This window comes from Achromobacter sp. 77, assembly GCF_020541125.1.
Taxonomy (GTDB): domain Bacteria; phylum Pseudomonadota; class Gammaproteobacteria; order Burkholderiales; family Burkholderiaceae_B; genus Achromobacter; species Achromobacter mucicolens.
Genome location: NZ_CP059848.1, coordinates 4,534,224 through 4,549,843, shown reverse-complemented (window position 1 = coordinate 4,549,843; position 15,620 = coordinate 4,534,224). Strand labels below are relative to the sequence as shown.

General features: G+C 65.7%; 16 protein-coding genes. 2 read left to right on the top strand and 14 right to left on the bottom strand.

Annotated features, from left to right (window positions below):
• Window positions 1-49: 49 nt before the first annotated feature.
• Window positions 50-568 carry an Hcp family type VI secretion system effector gene (locus tag H4P35_RS21155; protein WP_056326349.1) on the bottom strand — a complete coding sequence of 173 codons (519 nt, stop codon included), beginning with the start codon at window positions 566-568 and terminating at the stop codon, window positions 50-52.
• Window positions 569-873: 305 nt separating this feature from the next.
• Window positions 874-1,503, bottom strand: coding sequence for a nitrogen fixation protein NifQ (locus H4P35_RS21150; RefSeq protein ID WP_226846851.1), 630 nt, complete (start codon window positions 1,501-1,503; stop codon window positions 874-876).
• A gap of 180 nt (window positions 1,504-1,683) precedes the next feature.
• On the opposite strand from H4P35_RS21150, the gene H4P35_RS21145 reads away from it, so the two are divergent.
• On the top strand, window positions 1,684-4,200 hold the full coding sequence (locus H4P35_RS21145; protein ID WP_226846849.1) for an ankyrin repeat domain-containing protein: 2,517 nt from the start codon (window positions 1,684-1,686) through the stop codon (window positions 4,198-4,200).
• Window positions 4,201-4,337: 137 nt separating this feature from the next.
• On the opposite strand, the gene cyoD is transcribed toward H4P35_RS21145, so the two are convergent.
• The 9 genes from cyoD to H4P35_RS21100 form a co-directional block, all read right to left on the bottom strand.
• On the bottom strand, window positions 4,338-4,688 hold the full coding sequence (cyoD, locus tag H4P35_RS21140; protein ID WP_056326358.1) for a cytochrome o ubiquinol oxidase subunit IV: 351 nt from the start codon (window positions 4,686-4,688) through the stop codon (window positions 4,338-4,340).
• Window positions 4,688-5,302: a cytochrome o ubiquinol oxidase subunit III gene (gene cyoC, locus H4P35_RS21135; protein ID WP_056326361.1), complete on the bottom strand. Its 615-nt coding sequence runs from the start codon at window positions 5,300-5,302 to the stop codon at window positions 4,688-4,690. Before cyoC ends, cyoD begins: the two co-directional genes overlap by 1 nt.
• Before the next feature lie 3 nt (window positions 5,303-5,305).
• Window positions 5,306-7,282 carry a cytochrome o ubiquinol oxidase subunit I gene (cyoB, locus tag H4P35_RS21130; protein WP_056326363.1) on the bottom strand — a complete coding sequence of 659 codons (1,977 nt, stop codon included), beginning with the start codon at window positions 7,280-7,282 and terminating at the stop codon, window positions 5,306-5,308.
• 2 nt (window positions 7,283-7,284) lie between these two features.
• Window positions 7,285-8,193, bottom strand: coding sequence for a ubiquinol oxidase subunit II (gene cyoA, locus H4P35_RS21125; RefSeq protein WP_063956547.1), 909 nt, complete (start codon window positions 8,191-8,193; stop codon window positions 7,285-7,287).
• Window positions 8,194-8,452: 259 nt separating this feature from the next.
• Window positions 8,453-9,004, bottom strand: a complete 552-nt coding sequence (locus H4P35_RS21120) for a response regulator transcription factor (RefSeq protein ID WP_180098020.1) — start codon at window positions 9,002-9,004, stop codon at window positions 8,453-8,455.
• Window positions 9,005-9,009: 5 nt separating this feature from the next.
• Entirely contained in the window at window positions 9,010-10,215 is a 1,206-nt protein-coding gene (locus H4P35_RS21115) for a HAMP domain-containing histidine kinase (RefSeq protein WP_226846848.1), read from the bottom strand.
• Window positions 10,216-10,468: 253 nt separating this feature from the next.
• Window positions 10,469-10,957 carry a copper chaperone PCu(A)C gene (locus H4P35_RS21110; protein WP_226846846.1) on the bottom strand — a complete coding sequence of 163 codons (489 nt, stop codon included), beginning with the start codon at window positions 10,955-10,957 and terminating at the stop codon, window positions 10,469-10,471.
• Between the two features lie 22 nt (window positions 10,958-10,979).
• On the bottom strand, window positions 10,980-11,603 hold the full coding sequence (locus H4P35_RS21105; protein ID WP_226846844.1) for an SCO family protein: 624 nt from the start codon (window positions 11,601-11,603) through the stop codon (window positions 10,980-10,982).
• A gap of 103 nt (window positions 11,604-11,706) precedes the next feature.
• Window positions 11,707-12,144, bottom strand: a complete 438-nt coding sequence (locus tag H4P35_RS21100; protein ID WP_226846842.1) for a DUF2946 family protein — start codon at window positions 12,142-12,144, stop codon at window positions 11,707-11,709.
• Between the two features lie 163 nt (window positions 12,145-12,307).
• On the opposite strand from H4P35_RS21100, the gene H4P35_RS21095 reads away from it, so the two are divergent.
• On the top strand, window positions 12,308-13,057 hold the full coding sequence (locus H4P35_RS21095; protein ID WP_370638986.1) for a peptidoglycan DD-metalloendopeptidase family protein: 750 nt from the start codon (window positions 12,308-12,310) through the stop codon (window positions 13,055-13,057).
• A gap of 156 nt (window positions 13,058-13,213) precedes the next feature.
• Here the strand turns inward: H4P35_RS21095 and H4P35_RS21090 are convergent, their stop codons facing one another.
• The 3 genes from H4P35_RS21090 to H4P35_RS21080 all read right to left on the bottom strand — a co-directional run bounded on the left by H4P35_RS21090 (window position 13,214) and on the right by H4P35_RS21080 (window position 15,510).
• Window positions 13,214-13,966: an amino acid ABC transporter ATP-binding protein gene (locus H4P35_RS21090; protein ID WP_223572538.1), complete on the bottom strand. Its 753-nt coding sequence runs from the start codon at window positions 13,964-13,966 to the stop codon at window positions 13,214-13,216.
• A complete protein-coding gene (locus tag H4P35_RS21085; protein WP_056327000.1) occupies window positions 13,963-14,643 on the bottom strand; it encodes an ABC transporter permease subunit in 681 nt (226 codons plus the stop codon). The genes H4P35_RS21090 and H4P35_RS21085 overlap by 4 nt, the downstream gene beginning before the upstream one ends.
• Window positions 14,644-14,727: 84 nt before the next feature.
• Entirely contained in the window at window positions 14,728-15,510 is a 783-nt protein-coding gene (locus tag H4P35_RS21080) for an amino acid ABC transporter substrate-binding protein (protein ID WP_063952100.1), read from the bottom strand.
• Window positions 15,511-15,620 lie beyond the last annotated feature (110 nt).

The window sequence follows — 15,620 nt, the reverse complement described above, 5'->3', positions numbered from 1 at the left end:
GCGAAGGGGCCGGGCCGTGCGGCGACTGGCGCGGCCCGGCTCGCCCGGCTTAGCTTTCCAGCGGCTTGCGCCAGTCGTCCGAAGCTTCCGTGCCGGCGATCGCATGCGTCCAGGTGATCTTGCGATACGCCATGGCCACCTTGATGAGCTGGGTGTAGTCCGCTTTGCTGGGGTCCTGCGCATGCGGCAGGACGCTGGTGATGTCCACGATCGTGGCGTCTTCCAGTTCGGTGGTGAAGAAGTGCTCCTGCTTGCCGTCAATGGAAGTGCGGTACCACTTCACTTCGACCTTGGGCAGCATTTCGCCGGCGGCCAGGGCCTGGTACAGCAGCGGCGTCGCCTTGTTCAGCGCGCTGGTGAACGTAAAGGGTTTGTGCACGCGCTGGCCGGAGGGTTGGCCGCTTTGCGGGTCGGTCGGGGTGTTGACGCGGTGCTCGATCTCTTGCACCAGGATCTGGTCTTCGTGGCCTTCCACGTAGACGTTGCCGACCGAGTCGGCGGTGAAGGCGCCCTGGGTGATGTTGCCTTGGGTCTTGCCGGTGATGCTGATATAGGCGGGAGTAGGCATGACGGATTCCTGTGTCGTCGTTGGGCCCGGTGGGGCCAGAAGCATCCCGAAGGTGGGATGCAACGACATATGCGAAATCCGTGCCAGGTTTGGCGAAGCGAAAAATACTGCAGTGAAATCAACGCGCTACGAACAAAAAGCGCCGAATGCGTTGCACGCGGGCCGCCGTCTTTGTCCGGCCACGCGCGGGTTTGCGCGATGAGCCGGGCCAGTTTTGACCCGGTTCATCGTAAGCCGTTGATTCATAAGATAAGAGACCGGGCCATATTTGGCCCGGGCGGGTCAAATATGGCTCGCCCCGCTGCTTATGCCGCGGCCCGGTAGCAGAACTCGCTGTCCTCGCAGTCGCCGCATCCGGGCGCGGCCGCGGCCGGCAGGCCGGCGTGTTCGCAGGCGGAGTAGGCCAGGAATTTCTTCCAGCGCATGTTGTCCACGTTGCGGCTCACCAGCCCGGGGTAGTGGCGCGCGAGCAGCACGGTGACGTCTTCGCGTCCGGACAGGCCCAGGTCGCGCCACAGGTGATCGGGCCGCAGGCAGGCGTGCGCGAGGATGCTGCTGACCCATTGGGTCGTCTCGGGGCCGGGCGCGCGGTAGGCGTCCAGCAGCACGCGCATCAGTAGCGTGAACCCGGGTTGCGGATCGCTGGCGCCCTTGCCCACATAGGCGGCGAACTGTTCGCGCAGCGCGGACAGGGACGTGTCGAATCCGGTCAGGGCGCCGGGGAACAGATAGTCCAGAAGGTCCTTCAGTTCGGCGGGCGACAAGCCGCTGCGTGCAAGGTCCTCGTGCGCGATGCTGGTGCCCAGGACCGCGGCAAAAAAGCCGGCATCGGGATGGACGGGCGGCGCGTGACGCAACAAGGCGTCGGCAAACCGTTGGGCCCGATCGGCGATGCGGGAGTCGGGAGTAAAGGGCGGCACGGGCTCGGCGTCCATGATGATCTGCTGCGGAAACGGTTTGCTAAGGTGTTAACTAAACAATGTAGGGGCGACTATATAACGAATAATCGGCGGGTTTGTGCCATCTACGGGTCAATCCCCGTTGGGACATACCCGAGGGTGTCTGGCGGGGACAGGTATCATCGGCATCCCTTCCATTGCCGACGTTTCCTCTACATGCCGCGCCCGTTCCGCCCCGTTGTCACCCGTCTGTTTGGCGCCGTCGCGCTGACGCTGGCCGGCATGGCGGCAGCGCCGCCACCGGCCCTGGCATCCGACATCGGCGCGGTCATCGAATCGATCCGCCTGTCGCGCTATCCGCTGCGCGAACCCGAGCGCCGGGTCTGGGGTACCGAGAACGTCAAGGACGTGGTGCTTGTCGGGCAGATGGAGAACCGCCTGTACCTGTACCGCTATGTGCGCGAGGGGGGCAAGGACTTCCGGCTGGATTTCCGGTCGCAGCCGCTGGTGATCGACCCCGAAGGCTGGACGGCCTCGCGTGAGGAGAATGTGGCGGTCAGGTCGCCGCGCGCAGACGAAGCCTTTTATTGGGTCGGCCTGGCCGATCGCCGCACCCCGGCGGGCAAGGCCATAGGGTTTCTGGTGGACGGCAAGGGCGAGGCTGCATCCGTGAATGCGGACGTGCAGCTTGCCGTGGTCACGAGCGGCCGGCCGTGGGACGAGCCGCGCCGGGCGCAGGCCATGACGACGCTGCAGGCGGTGCTGCGCGAGTATCCCTCGCGGCTGGACGCGTTTCCCGCGCAGGTGCGCTTCGAGCACCAGACGGCGCCGGATGTGACGGCCACGTTCCGAACCCTGCATCAGGTGGCGCGCGCCATTCCGCGCGCCAAGACGGCCGAGTTCCAGCGGGCGCTGGCCGATCTGCGCCGGTTTGTGATGGCGCAGGATTATCGCGAGATCGATCCGGCCGGCAAGGACGCCGAGATGACGACCGCCTTGAACGACTACGGCTTCTGGCTGGCCGAGTCGGGCGACACGGCGCAGGCGGACCGCATCCTGACCGACGTGCTGCGGCGCGATCCGTCGCGCACCGCCGCCTACCTGAACCGCGCCGACGCCCGCTGGAAGCGGCGCGAGACGTCGCGCGATGAGCGCGCCTACTACGAGGCGCTGGCGCGCGAGGACTACCGGCTGTATTGCACGCGGCGCCTTGCGGCCAAGGAAGCCATTCCCGGCAACGTTGCTGCCCGCATCGGCGCCGCGCTGGAAACCCCGGCGCTTGATGCGAATGCCTGCCGCCCGCGCCTGGCGATCTTTCAGGCGATCCAGGCCGGTGATGTGAACGCGGTGCGCGCCGAGCTTGCCGGCGGTCAGGATCCGGATGGCGTGAACGAATACGGCAGGTCCGCGCTGGCCGTGGCCGTGTCGCGCAAACAGCTCGAGATGGTGCGCGCGCTGCTGGATGCGGGCGCGAAGGCGGATGGCCCTGACAATGGGTTCTCGCTGGTGGCCAGCGCATTGCCCGACGCCAAGGACACCCGCCCGGCCGCAGAGCGCTACGCGCTGGCCGACATGCTGATTGCCGCGGGCGCGCCGGTGGATGCATTGGACTCCAACGGCACGCCGCTGCTGATGCGCCGCATCTCTTACTACAGCGACGGCAAGGACAACCTGGTCTACCTGCTGGAAAAGGGCGCCAATCCGAACGCGCGCGAAAAGAACGGGCGCTCGCTGCTGCACGCGGCGCTGCAAACCCCGAAGAACTTCTGGTTCGCCGAAAAGCTGCTCGCGCGCGGGGCGGACATCAATGCCGCGTATATCCGCATGTATTACGGAAACAGTCCCATGTGGGAAACGCCGTTGCTCTCGGCGCTGCGTGAATTTCCGGGCGGCGACCTGACGCCGGCCGCGACCTATCCCGTCCCCGAGCGCGTGACGTTCGCGCTGGCGCACGGGGCCGATCCCGCGGTGGGCGGCTACGGCGCGACGAAAGAGAAGCCGGACCGCAATGGACTGGACGAGGGCCTGTCGCTGGCGGCCCGCTATCTTCAGCCGGGTCTGATCGATCAACTGATGCAGGCCGCGCGCCCGCCTCAGGCGCCGCTGTCCACGGAGCCGCTGTCCAGCCTGCTGTCGGTGTGGAACCGCGCGGAGCAACGCGCGGTGGCCGACGGCAACAGCGCGGCGTGGGACGGCCAGCGCGTGCGGCTGCGCGCCACCGCCGACCGCCTGGTGGCGGCGGGTGTGCCGCTTGCGGCCGCGGCGGACGCGGCGGTGCCGCTGCGCAACCGGATCGCGCCGCTGGGCCTGCCGTGGCTGCCCGACGATCTGTACGAGGCCTGGTTGAAGGTGGGGGCGGACCCCACGGACCGGAGCGATCCGGACCTGCGGCTGGAAGGCGTTGCCGCGCCGGACGCGCTGCCGCTCGTGACCATGCTGAGCCTGGGCAAGGACAACAAGGTGCGCTTGTTGCTGGAATACGGCGGCAGGCCCCGGACGCCGGCGCGTTGCGGCATGGCCGTGGCGGATGTGCTGGCCTGGCAGTTGGGCAATAGCGGTCCGGTGAGCCCGATGGGCGGACGCGCGGTCAAGCAGGTGCTCGACTCGGCCGCAGGCCCGGCGGGGTGCGACCTGAACCAGGCCGCGCGCGTGCAGCCCTTCGTTGGCGTGACGGCTGTGGAACTGGCGCGTCGCGCCGACGTGACCCTTACTGCGGCCGGCCCGGCGCGCTGACCCACGCGGGCGCGCCGGCAGCGCCGCGCACCGCCGCCGTGTTCCCCACCACGCGCGGTCGTGGCTTTCATTTGAGCGCAGCAAAAAAAACAGGCGCCCGAGGGCGCCTGTTCTGCTTGCCTGAACGGCAGGCCGTCTTACATGGCGTGGCCCATGTTGACGTTCATGTTGTACAGCACCCAGGCCGAACCACCGACGATGATGAAGATGATCATCACGGTGAAGACAAACGTGGCCAGGTTGTCGCGGGACGACTTCGATGCGCCCATGTGCAGGAAGTACACCAGCTGGACCAGCAGCTGGAGTATGCACAGCGCCACCACGCCAATGATGGTGGCGGTGTGGGACAGCGCGCCGTGCATCACCAGGCCGAACGAGCCGAAGGTGAGCAGCAGCGAGAGCACGAAACCGATGATGTAGGACTTCAGGCTGCCGTGGTCGGCGGCGTGATCGTCGTGGCCGTGTGCGGCCGCAGCGGAGTGCGACATCAGAGGGCTCCCAGGAGGTAGACAAAGGTGAAGACGCAGATCCAGACGATGTCCAGGAAGTGCCAGAACAGGCTCAGGCACGCCAGACGACGCTTGTTGATCGAGTCCAGGCCATGGCGGCGGATCATGTCGAGCATGACGATGATCCAGATCAGGCCAAAGGTCACGTGCAGGCCGTGCGTACCGATCAGCGTGAAGAACGCGGACAGGTAGGCGCTGCGGCCCGGACCGGCGCCGATGCTGATCAGGTGATGGAATTCATAGATTTCCATCGCGATGAAGCCCGCGCCGAACAGGAACGTGACCATCAACCAGCCCATGGCACGGCTCTTGTTGTTGGCGTGCACGTTCAGGTTGGCCATGCCGAAGGTGAAGCTGGACACCAGCAGCAACAGCGTTTCGACCAGGACGAAGTTCAGGTCGAACAGTTCCTTGCCGGACGGTCCGCCCGCGGTGGCGTTGGACAACACCGCGAACGTGGCGAACAGCACCGAAAAGATCAGCAAGTCGCTCATCAGATAGACCCAGAAACCGAAAACGGTCTTGGATCCATCGTCGTGATGCGCGTGATCGTCGTGACCCGCGTGGGGGTGAGTGGCTACGGCTTGAATCATGGCTCAGGCGGCCTTCTGCATTTTGTCAAAGTGAGCGTTTTCGATGCGTTCGACTTCCGCGGCCGGGACCCAGTAGTCGACGTCGCGGTCATAGGCGCGAACGATGAACGAACCGATCATGCCCACGAGGCCGGCGATCGACAGCCACCAGATGTGCCAGATCAGCGCAAAGCACATGACCAGGCCAAAGGCGCCAATCCAGACACCAGCGGCGGTGTTCTTCGGCATGTGGATGTCTTCGTACTTGGCCGGGCGCTTGTAGGCCTTGCCGCTTTGCTTGTCTTCCCAGAACTGGTCCAGTTCATCGACGTGAGGAACGTGGGCGAAGTTGTAGAAAGGCGCGGGCGAGGAGATCGACCATTCCAGGGTGCGGCCATCCCAGGGATCGCCGGTGACGTCCTGGTTCTGCTTGCGCTGACGCACGGAGACGAACACTTGCTGCAGCAGGAAGAAGATGCCCAGCATGATCAGCGCGGCGCCAGCCAGCGCGACCAGCAGGTACGGCTGCCATTCGGGGTTGTCGTAGTGGTTCAGGCGGCGCGTCATGCCCTTGAAGCCCAGGATGTACAGGGGCATGAAGGCCAGGAAGAAACCGACGAACCAGCAGTAGAACGAGTAGCGGCCCAGACGTTCGTTCAGCGTGAAGCCGAACGCCTTCGGGAACCAGTAGATCATGCCGGCGATGCAGCCGAACACCACGCCACCGATGATGGTGTTGTGGAAGTGCGCGATCAGGAACAGGCTGTTGTGCAGCACGAACGACACGCCGGGGATGGCCAGCATCACGCCGGTCATGCCGCCGATGACGAAGACGATCATGAAGCCCAGCGTCCACAGCACCGGCGTCGTGATGCGCAGGCGGCCGCGGTAAATGGTGAACAGCCAGTTGAAGATCTTCGCCCCGGTCGGGATCGAGATGATCATTGTCGCTATGCCGAAGAAGGCATTGACGTTGGCCCCCGCACCCATGGTGAAGAAGTGGTGCAGCCAGACCAGGAACGACAGCACGCCGATGGCGGCCGTGGCGTAGACCATGGACTTGTAGCCGAACAGCGTCTTGCGGGCGAACGTGGCAACGATTTCCGAATACACGCCGAAAGCCGGGAGCACCAGGATGTAGACCTCGGGGTGGCCCCAGATCCAGATCAGGTTCACGTACATCATGACGTTGCCGCCACCGTCGTTCGTGAAGAAGTGCGTGCCCAGGTAGCGGTCCATCGTCAGCAGCGCCAGCGTCGCGGCCAGCACGGGGAAGGCGGCGACGATCAGGACGTTGGTGACCAGCGAGGTCCACGTGAAGATCGGCATCTTCATCAGGGTCATGCCAGGCGCGCGCATGCGCAGGATGGTGACGATGAAGTTGATGCCGCTAAGCGTTGTTCCCAGACCGGAGATCTGCAGCGCCCAGAGGTAGTAATCCACCCCCACGCTTGGACTGTAGTCCAGCCCGGACAGCGGCGGATACGCGAGCCAGCCGGTCGCGGCGAATTCGCCCACGAACAGCGAGATCATCATCAGCGCGACGCCGGCGCCGAACAGCCAGAAGCTCAGCGAGTTCAGGAACGGGTACGCCACGTCGCGGGCGCCGATCTGCAGCGGCACGACGATGTTCATCAGCCCGGTGATGAAGGGCATCGCCATGAAGAAAATCATGATGACGCCGTGGGCGGTGAAGATCTGGTCGTAGTGGTGCGGGGGCAGGAAGCCGGCCGAGTCTGCTGACGCGACGGCAAGCTGCGTGCGCATCATGATGGCGTCGGCAAAGCCGCGCAGCAGCATGATGAGCGCAACGATGATGTACATCACACCGATGCGCTTGTGGTCGACGGTGGTGAGCCACTCCGTCCAGAGATACTTCCACTTCTTGAAGTAGGTGATGGCGCCGAAGACCGCTAGGCCTCCCAGGCACACGGCGGCCAGCGTAACCATGACGATAGGTTCATGGTACGGAATGGCCTCGAGGGTGAGTTTCCCGAGCATTGTTAGTTGATTCCTGCGATCAGATTATTCGACGTGGAGGTGCACGTGGCGGAGTCCACGCCGGCCATCTTGGTCATCGTGCTGCCCAGAATGAAATCAAACATGGCGGGCGGCGCCGACGAGTACTTCACGACCGGATTGCGCTCGCTGCGCTTGGTCAGTTCCGCGTAGACCTCGGGGGTCAGGGCGGTGGGAGAAGCCTTGGCTTCCTTGATCCAGTTGTCGAATCCTTCCTGCGACATGGCGTGGGCCTTGAAGCGCATGCCCGAGAAACCGCCGCCGCTGTAGTTGGCCGAAATGCCGGCGTAGGTGCCGATTTCGCGCGCGTTCAGGTGCAGCTTGGTTTCCATGCCGGCCATCGAGTAGATCTGGCTGCCGAGCTGGGGGATGAAGAAGGAATTCATCACCGATGCCGACGTGATCCGGAAGTTGACCGGAACGTCCACGGGGAACGCGATCTCGTTGACCGTGGCGATGTCGTACTCGGGGTAGATGAACAGCCACTTCCAATCCAGGGAGACCACCTCGATGGTCACCGGCTTGTGTTCGGACACGAGCGGCTTGTAGGGATCCAGCGCGTGCGTGGAGCGCCAGGTGATCACGGCCAGGATCGCCACGATGATGCAAGGGACGGTCCAGACGACGGCTTCGATTGCCGTGGAGTGAGCCCACTTGGGCTGGTAGTCGGCTTTGGTGTTGGAAGCGCGGTACTTCCACGCAAAAGCCACGATCATGATGAGGACGGGAATGACAACGATGAGCATGAGCCCGGTCGCCGTCAGCAGCAACGTCTTTTCCTGGATGCCGATATCTCCCTTGGGGGAGAGGATTTCCATGTTGCAGCCGCCAAGCAGCATGACCGCGCCGACGCCAAATATGCGCGTAAGGGTCGCAAGGAGGGGGTGTTTCACGTACAGCCTTGGATGGAAAGGTGGGAAATGCTGCAAAGCAGCAGACTGGAATGCTGCCAGGCAGCAACCTCCATCCTATCGGTTTGATTTTGGTCAAGCGTGCGACGAATGGTCGCATTGCCTGGGAGGAATCCGGCCCAATGGCGTCGGATTCAGGGTTTTCCTAGGGGAGCAGACGCCCCGAGGGGAGGGGGTGGGGTGCGACGATATGTCGCACCTGCACACGGGGGTGTTGTAAAGATGTGTCGCCCCGCAGCATTCAATCCGCGATGACTTCGCGTTCCGGCCCCGGTTTTTTTGCCAGCTTGCGCTGAAGCGAGCGCCGGTGCATGCCCAGGAGGCGCGCCGCGGCGGAAACATTGCCGCCGGTCTCGTGCAGGGCCTGATGAATGTGCTCCCATTCTAGGCGGTGCAATGGGGTCATGGTCGTTTCGATCGTAACCGTTTCTGGCTTCACCAGACCCAGCGTGCGCAGGATCATGGGCGCCGTGGCCGGCTTGGGCAGATAGTCGTCGGCGCCGCGCTTGATGGCTTCCACGGCGGTCGCCACGCTGGCGTAGCCCGTGACCAGCAGAATCCGCATGTCCTCGCGCAGCGCGCGCAGCGGCCGGATCAGGGTCAGGCCGGAGTCTTCGCCCAGGCGCAGGTCGACCAGGGCAAAGGCCGGACGGATTTCTTCGGCCACGCGCAGCGCCTCGGCGATGCCGGTGGCGGTGCGGGTTTCCAGACCGCGGCGCGACAGGCTGCGTTGCAGGGTGCGCACGTAGAGTTCGTCGTCGTCGATCAGCAGGCCAAGATCGTTTGCATTCATCACATTCAGGTCCCGGGGTTGCCGAGAGGTAAATAAAAGCGGATGCGGGTGCCGCCGCCTTCGGCCGCGGTCATGGTCATTTCGCCGCCCAGCTGCTCCACCGTGGCATGCGAGAGGGCCAGGCCCACGCCCAGTCCTCCCGGCTTGCCGCTGTTGAACAGGCTGGTCGCCGGCAGCATGGCATGGTCGGGGTCGAAACCCCGTCCGTAATCGCGGACTTCGCCACGCAGGGCGCCGTAGCCGTATTCCAGGTGCAGGTCCACGCGGGGCGCGTCGGCGGCCTCGCCCGCGTCGGCGGCGTTGTTCAGCAGCGCCTGCAAGAGGTGGGCGATGGCCGGATCGACGCGCAGGCTGGTGGGCAACGTGCCCGAGCGCTGCAGGTCGATGGTCGGGCGGATCAGGCGCCATTGCCCCACCACGCGAACCAGATCCACGGCGGTTGGGACCGCCAGATTGCGGATCCGTTCCCGGCACAGGGCCAGAAGCTGGCTCAGGGTGGCGACGTCCGCCCGCAGGTCTTCGTCGTCCTGGACTTCGGCGGCAATCTCGTCGGTCAGCAGCGTCATGGTGGCGAGCGGCGTGTTCAGCTCGTGCGCCATGGCGGCCGCGTGCGTGGCCAGGGCGACGATGCCCTCGTTGCGGGTGAAGCGTTCACGCAGGCGGGCAAGCTCGCGCTCACGGGCGCGCATGTCGGCGGCCAGCCGGGTCGAAAACACCAGCACCACCACCACCGAAATCAGGAAATTGGCGCCCAGGCCCCAGAGCAGCAGGCTGTGGGGATCGACGTCGCCGCGCAGGGGCTGCCCGAAGATCGCGGCGGCGCCATAGCCCAGCACGCCGGCCAGCGCGGCTGCAAGCGCCCAGTTGCGCGGCAGCGCCAGCGCGGCCAGGGCGGTCAGGATCAGGAACATCGTCCCGAACGGGTTGCTGATGCCGCCGCTCCAGCCCACCATCCAGGCGAGCACCGCCATGTCGACGAACAGATGGCCGAAGGCGGTGGCGTGGGAGAGGTCGCGCGGGTGGCGCAGGCGCAGGCTGGCGTAGACGTTGAAACCGATCAACAGACCCACGCCCAGCCACAACGGTTCCAGCGGCAGATCCAGGCGCAGCAGGCTGCTGGCCAGCAGGATGGTGGCGGCCTGGCCCGCGATGGCGAGCCAGCGCAGGCTGCAGAGGGTACGCAGGAATGAAAAGGCGGAACTACCGGGCATATCCAGATACAGAGGCGCCGGCCAGCCTGCCGGCAGTTACGGGCGCCCGGCTGCGCGGAACGCTGGCATCCTGAGCGCGGCGGCGGTGGCCGGCTGCCGCCTGGCCGGGTGGGCGCGGGCGGCGGATGTGCAGGCATTGTATGGCGAATCGGAGCCAGCCGCCGGGCCATGCCCGGCGTTATGCGTCCCTGATATCACCGGTCTGACTGAATGGCGCCCGTGCCGCGATGCGGCACGGGCCACTATATAGAGATCAGTGGCCGTGGCTCGCCGCCGGCGCGGCGGTGGCGTTCAGCGGCCGCGCCACCGCGTCCACGGGAATGCGCCGCTGCTGCCTGGCGGCGTCTTCAACGATCAGCGTCAGCGCGACATGGTCGCCGGCCGCGATGGGCTTGGCCAGGTCGATCAGCATCACGTGGTAGCCGCCCGGTTTCAGTTCCACCGCCTTGCCGGCCGGCAGATCGATGCCCGCCACCTGGCGCATCTTCATGACGTTGTCCTGCATGGCCATTTCGTGCACTTCCACGTGCTTGGCGGCCTGGGACTCCACGCCGACCAGCCGGCCGGATTCGGCGGCGGTCAGACGCATGAACGCGCCGGTCGCGTGCTGATTGGGCACCGTGGCGCGCACCCATGCGTCCTCCACGGTCAGTCCGGCGTTCTGAGCCAGCGCCATCGGGCCAAAGCCGGCCAGCGCCAATGCGAGCGCGGCGGCCACGGGTTTGATCGAAATCTTCTTCATGAGCGTTTCCTTGGATATCGGGTCAGAGGACGGTGCGCAGATCCTGCGCGCTGTCCTGGGCACTTTGTTCGTGGCGCAGCGCGATGCGCAGCTTGCCCTGGGCATCGATAACGTAAGTCAGCGCGGTGTGGTCCATGGTGTAGGAGGAACCCGTGGGGACCTTCTGGAAGAACACCTTGAACGACTGCGCGGCGGCGCGGGTCTGTTCGGCCGTGCCGCGCAGGCCGATGAAGCCGGGATCGAAGGCCTGGGTATACGCGCGCAGGATCTCGGGCGTGTCGCGCTCGGGGTCCACGGTGATGAACAGCACGCGCAGCTTGTCCGCATCGGCGCCCAGCAGGGACTTGATCTCGACGGCGCGGGTCAGCGCGGTCGGGCAGACGTCCGGGCACTGCGTGAAGCCGAAGAACAGCATGATGGGGTGGCCCTGGTAATCGGCCAGCCGCCGCGTCTGGCCGTCGGTGTCCTGCAACTGGAAGTCGCCGGTGGGCATGCCGGACAGATCCATGCCGTGCAGGGGCGGGGTGTCCTTGCCGCAGCCGGCCAGGGGCAGCAGGGCCAGGGCGGAAAGCAGCAGACGGCGCCGCGGATCGGGCGCGACGCCGCTCGGCGCGCCGGCGGACGCGCGGGGAAACAGCGAATTCATGGGTACCTCTGGATTGACGAGTCGGCCGCGCAGCCGGGGCGCGCGGCGGGGCAGTCCGTGCCCCTTGCGGATGCGCAAGGGGCACGGAAGATCCGGGACGGGGTCAGGCCAGCGAGGGTGGGGCGCGCGATCCGAGGGGGGGGCCGTGGGCGGGCTGCGCGGGCAGCGCGCGGTGAGCGGAGAAGGGCGGGGCGTGCACGGCTGCCGTCAGCAGCAGCGGCACCATGGGCGGCGCGGTGGCGGGCGTGACGTGGGCGAGCAGTCCGAAGGGACATTGGGCGCCGGTATTGGCGGTGTCGTGCCCGGCCTTGCCGCCTTCGGCGGAGAGCGCCAGGCTGATCGCCGACAGGTTGCCCGCCGCCGAGCAGAAGGTGACTTCCAGGCGGCCGTCATGCAGGGCGCGGGTGTCCGGCATATAACCGGCCGGCACCAGCGCGCGCAGCGCCAGGGCCAGCAGCGCCAGCCACAGCACGCCGTCGGCGCGCAGGGCGCGCAGCGTGCTAAGGAGGCGGGTCGGGTAAGACCGGGTCGCGTAAGACATGAGAGGCATTCTATGCCAAGCGGTCCCGATTTCTTGGTACCCTTGAACGCACTTCTTTCCGACACGCGACCCCGTGCCCCAGGTTTCAGAGCTTTCCTTGTCCGTTTCGAGCGTGTCCGTTCCGACCTTGTCCGTTTCGACCGTGTCCGCTTCGACCTTGCCCATTTCCAATTTGTCCAGCAGCGCACCGCCCGCCGGACGGGGGCGTGCCGGGCCCTATACGCGCTTATGGTTGGGCGCGTTGATGGCGGCATTACTTGTGCTGCTGACCGCGTGCGGCACGACCAAGGTCCAGCCTGGGTATTACCGGGTCCAGTCGGGCGACACGCTCTATCAGATTGCGCGCAAGGAGGGCACCACGGTCAGTAATCTGGTCCGGTGGAACAATCTGTCGAACTCCAATACGATCGAAGTCGGCCAGCTGCTGCGGGTCGAGCCGCCCGCCGGGCAGGCGCGCTCCTCGCCGCCCAGCAAGGCCAGCACCAAACCCAAACCCGCGCCGCGCGCCACCGCGTCGCCCGGCAAGCGGCGCACGGCGCCGCCCGGCGCGATTTCGCTGGTCTGGCCCGCACAGGGCAAGGTCACGCGCGGCTACGACGGTTCGGGCTCGAACGGCATCGTCATCAGCAACGCCGCCGGCACGCCGGTCGTCTCGGCGGCCCCGGGCACCGTGGCCTATTCGGGCAGCGGCCTGCGCGGTTACGGGCATCTGGTGATCGTCAAGCACAACGCCAACTTCCTCAGCATCTACGCGCACAACAGCAAGCTGCTGGTCAAGGAAGGCCAGCGCGTGACGCAAGGACAGAAGATCGCCGAGATGGGCAACAGCGACAGCAAGCAGGTCGGGCTGTACTTCGAACTGCGCTACGACGGCCAGGCGGTCGACCCGGCGGGCTCGCTGCCGCCGAAGTAGGCTGCCATCTGCGCGTTGCGGCAGGTGTCTGACACCCTGGAGCTCGCGGTGGCGTGTCGGCTTGCGGCAGGTGTCTGACACCCTGGGGAGACGACCGTCAACTCGCGGCAGCCTCGCAGAGGGTGTCAGACACCGAGACCCTCGAGACCCACATATCTACGGCGCTTCCTGCGTCAGCGTCGAGATGAACGTCGCCGTGCGCGGATCCTTAGGCTGTGAGAACACCGTGCGGGAGTCGCCGGCCTCGACCACCACGCCATCCAGCAAAAACACCACTTCCCGCGACACGCTCGCTGCCAGCCGCAAATCATGCGTGGCCATCAGCATCGTCATGCCTTCCGCGGCCAGCTGGCGCAGGACGTCCACGACTTCCGCCGCCAAACCCGGGTCCAGCGCCGACGTCGGCTCATCGCACAGCAGAACACGCGGCGCGGGCGCAAGCGCCCGGGCGATCGCCACACGCTGTTGCTGGCCGCCGGACAGGTTTGCGGGCCACGCGTCGGCCTTTTCCAGCATCCCCACCTTGCGCAGCAATTCCTCCGCCCGCGCCCGCGCACGATCGGCAGGCCATTTCTGGACCGTCACCAACCCTTCCATCACATTGCCGATCACGGTCTGATGCGGAAAGAGCTGGAAGTTCTGGAACACCATGCCGGTCTGCATGCGCACGGCCTGGACCTGTTCACGCGTCAGCTTGCGGCCGGGTTCAAAGTCGACCGTTTCCGGCCCGATCTCCAGCCGCCCGCGATCCGGCACTTCCAGCAGGTTCACGCAGCGCAGCAGGGTGCTCTTGCCGCTGCCGGAAGGGCCGATCAGGGCGGTGACGCTGCCTTCGTCGATCTGCACATCCACCTGCTTGAGCACGGGATTGCCGCCGAAGGACTTTTCGATTTTTTCAAGCCGGATCATCGGGTCTTCTCGCTAAACATCGCGTGCTGGCCGAAGCGCCGCTCCAGCCGCACCTGCGCCGCGGACAGGACGGAACTGAACGCCAGATAGATCAGCGCGGCCTCGGTGTACAGGATCAGCGGCTCGTACGTGACCGCGGCGATGCGCTGGGCGGCCTGGAAAATCTCGGGCACCGTCAGCACGGCGGCGAGCGAGGTGTCCTTGACGAGCGCGATGAAGGAATTGGACAGCGGCGGCACGGCCACGCGGGCCGCCTGCGGCAGGATGGTGCGGCGCAGGGCCTGGCCGCGCGTCATGCTGAGCGAATAGGCCGCTTCCCATTGGCCCTTGGTGATCGATTCGATCGCGCCGCGGATCACCTCGGAGTTGTAGGCGCCGACGTTCAGCGTGAAGCCGATGAGCGCGGCGGGCAGCGGGTCCAGCACGATGCCCACGCTCGGCAGGCCATAGAAGATCACGAACAGCTGCACCAGCAGCGGCGTGCCGCGGATCAGCCAGACGTAAAAGCGCACCACGGCCACCAGCGGCGCGGGGCCGAACAGGCGGATGAGCGCCACCACGAACGCCAGCGCCAGGCCCAGCGCAAAGGACATCAGCGTGAGCGGCACCGTGAACACCAGCCCCGCGTGCAGCAGCGGCCAGAACGAATCTGCCATCAGCTGCACCCAGGCCGGCACCGACCATTCGCCTATTTTTGCCAGCAGCCAGTCCGGCAGGAAGGCGTGAAGCCAAGGAGGCAGCGTCATGGGCGCTCCAGAGGTTTACTGCGCGGACAGGTCCGTGCCGAAGTATTTGACCGAGATGGTCTTGTACGTGCCGTCCGCCTTGATGTCGGCCAGGGCCTTGTTGATGGCGGCCTGCAGCTCAGGATTGTTCTTGCGGATCAGGACGCCCGAGTTGCTGAACTCCGCCGTCTTGTCCGTGGCCGCGATCTTCACGCGGGCATTGGGCTTTTGCTTCTTGAAGTCCAGGAACGACAGGTTGTCGTTGACGGTGGCCTCGACGCGGCCGGAGGTCAGCAGATCGATGGCTTCGTTAAAGCCCTGCACGGCGACCACTTCCGCGCCGTGGCTCTGCGCCAGCTTGCCGAAATTGCTGGTCAGCGTGTTGGCGGACTTCTTGCCCTTCAGGTCCGCGAAGGACTTGATGCTGGTGTTGTCGTCGCGCACGATCAGCACGGCGGCCGACGAGATGTACGGATCGGAGAAGTCGTACTTCGCGCGGCGCGCATCGGTGATGCCCACCTGGTTGATGACGGCGTCGTAGCGCTTGGCGTCCAGGCCGGCGATCAGGCCGTCCCACTTGCCTTCGATGAATTGCGCCTTCACGCCCAGGCGCTCGGCGATGGCGCGGCCGATGTCCACGTCAAAGCCGGTAAGCTTGCCGGATGCATCGTGGAAGGTGAACGGCGCGTAGGTGCCTTCGGTGCCAATCTTGAAGACGCCCGCGGATTTGATCTGGTCCAGTTCGGACTGGGCATGGGCGGCGGACAGGGCGGCGACCTGGACGAGGCCGGCGATGAAAAGCGTACGAAAGAGTTTCATGGCAATGCTCCACGGATGATCACTGTGGAGAGCATGTGGGCCTGCAATGCCCTCCGGCGTAGCGGCACTCTAACAACCGGCCTATTTTTCCACAAAGCATAAGGAATAGT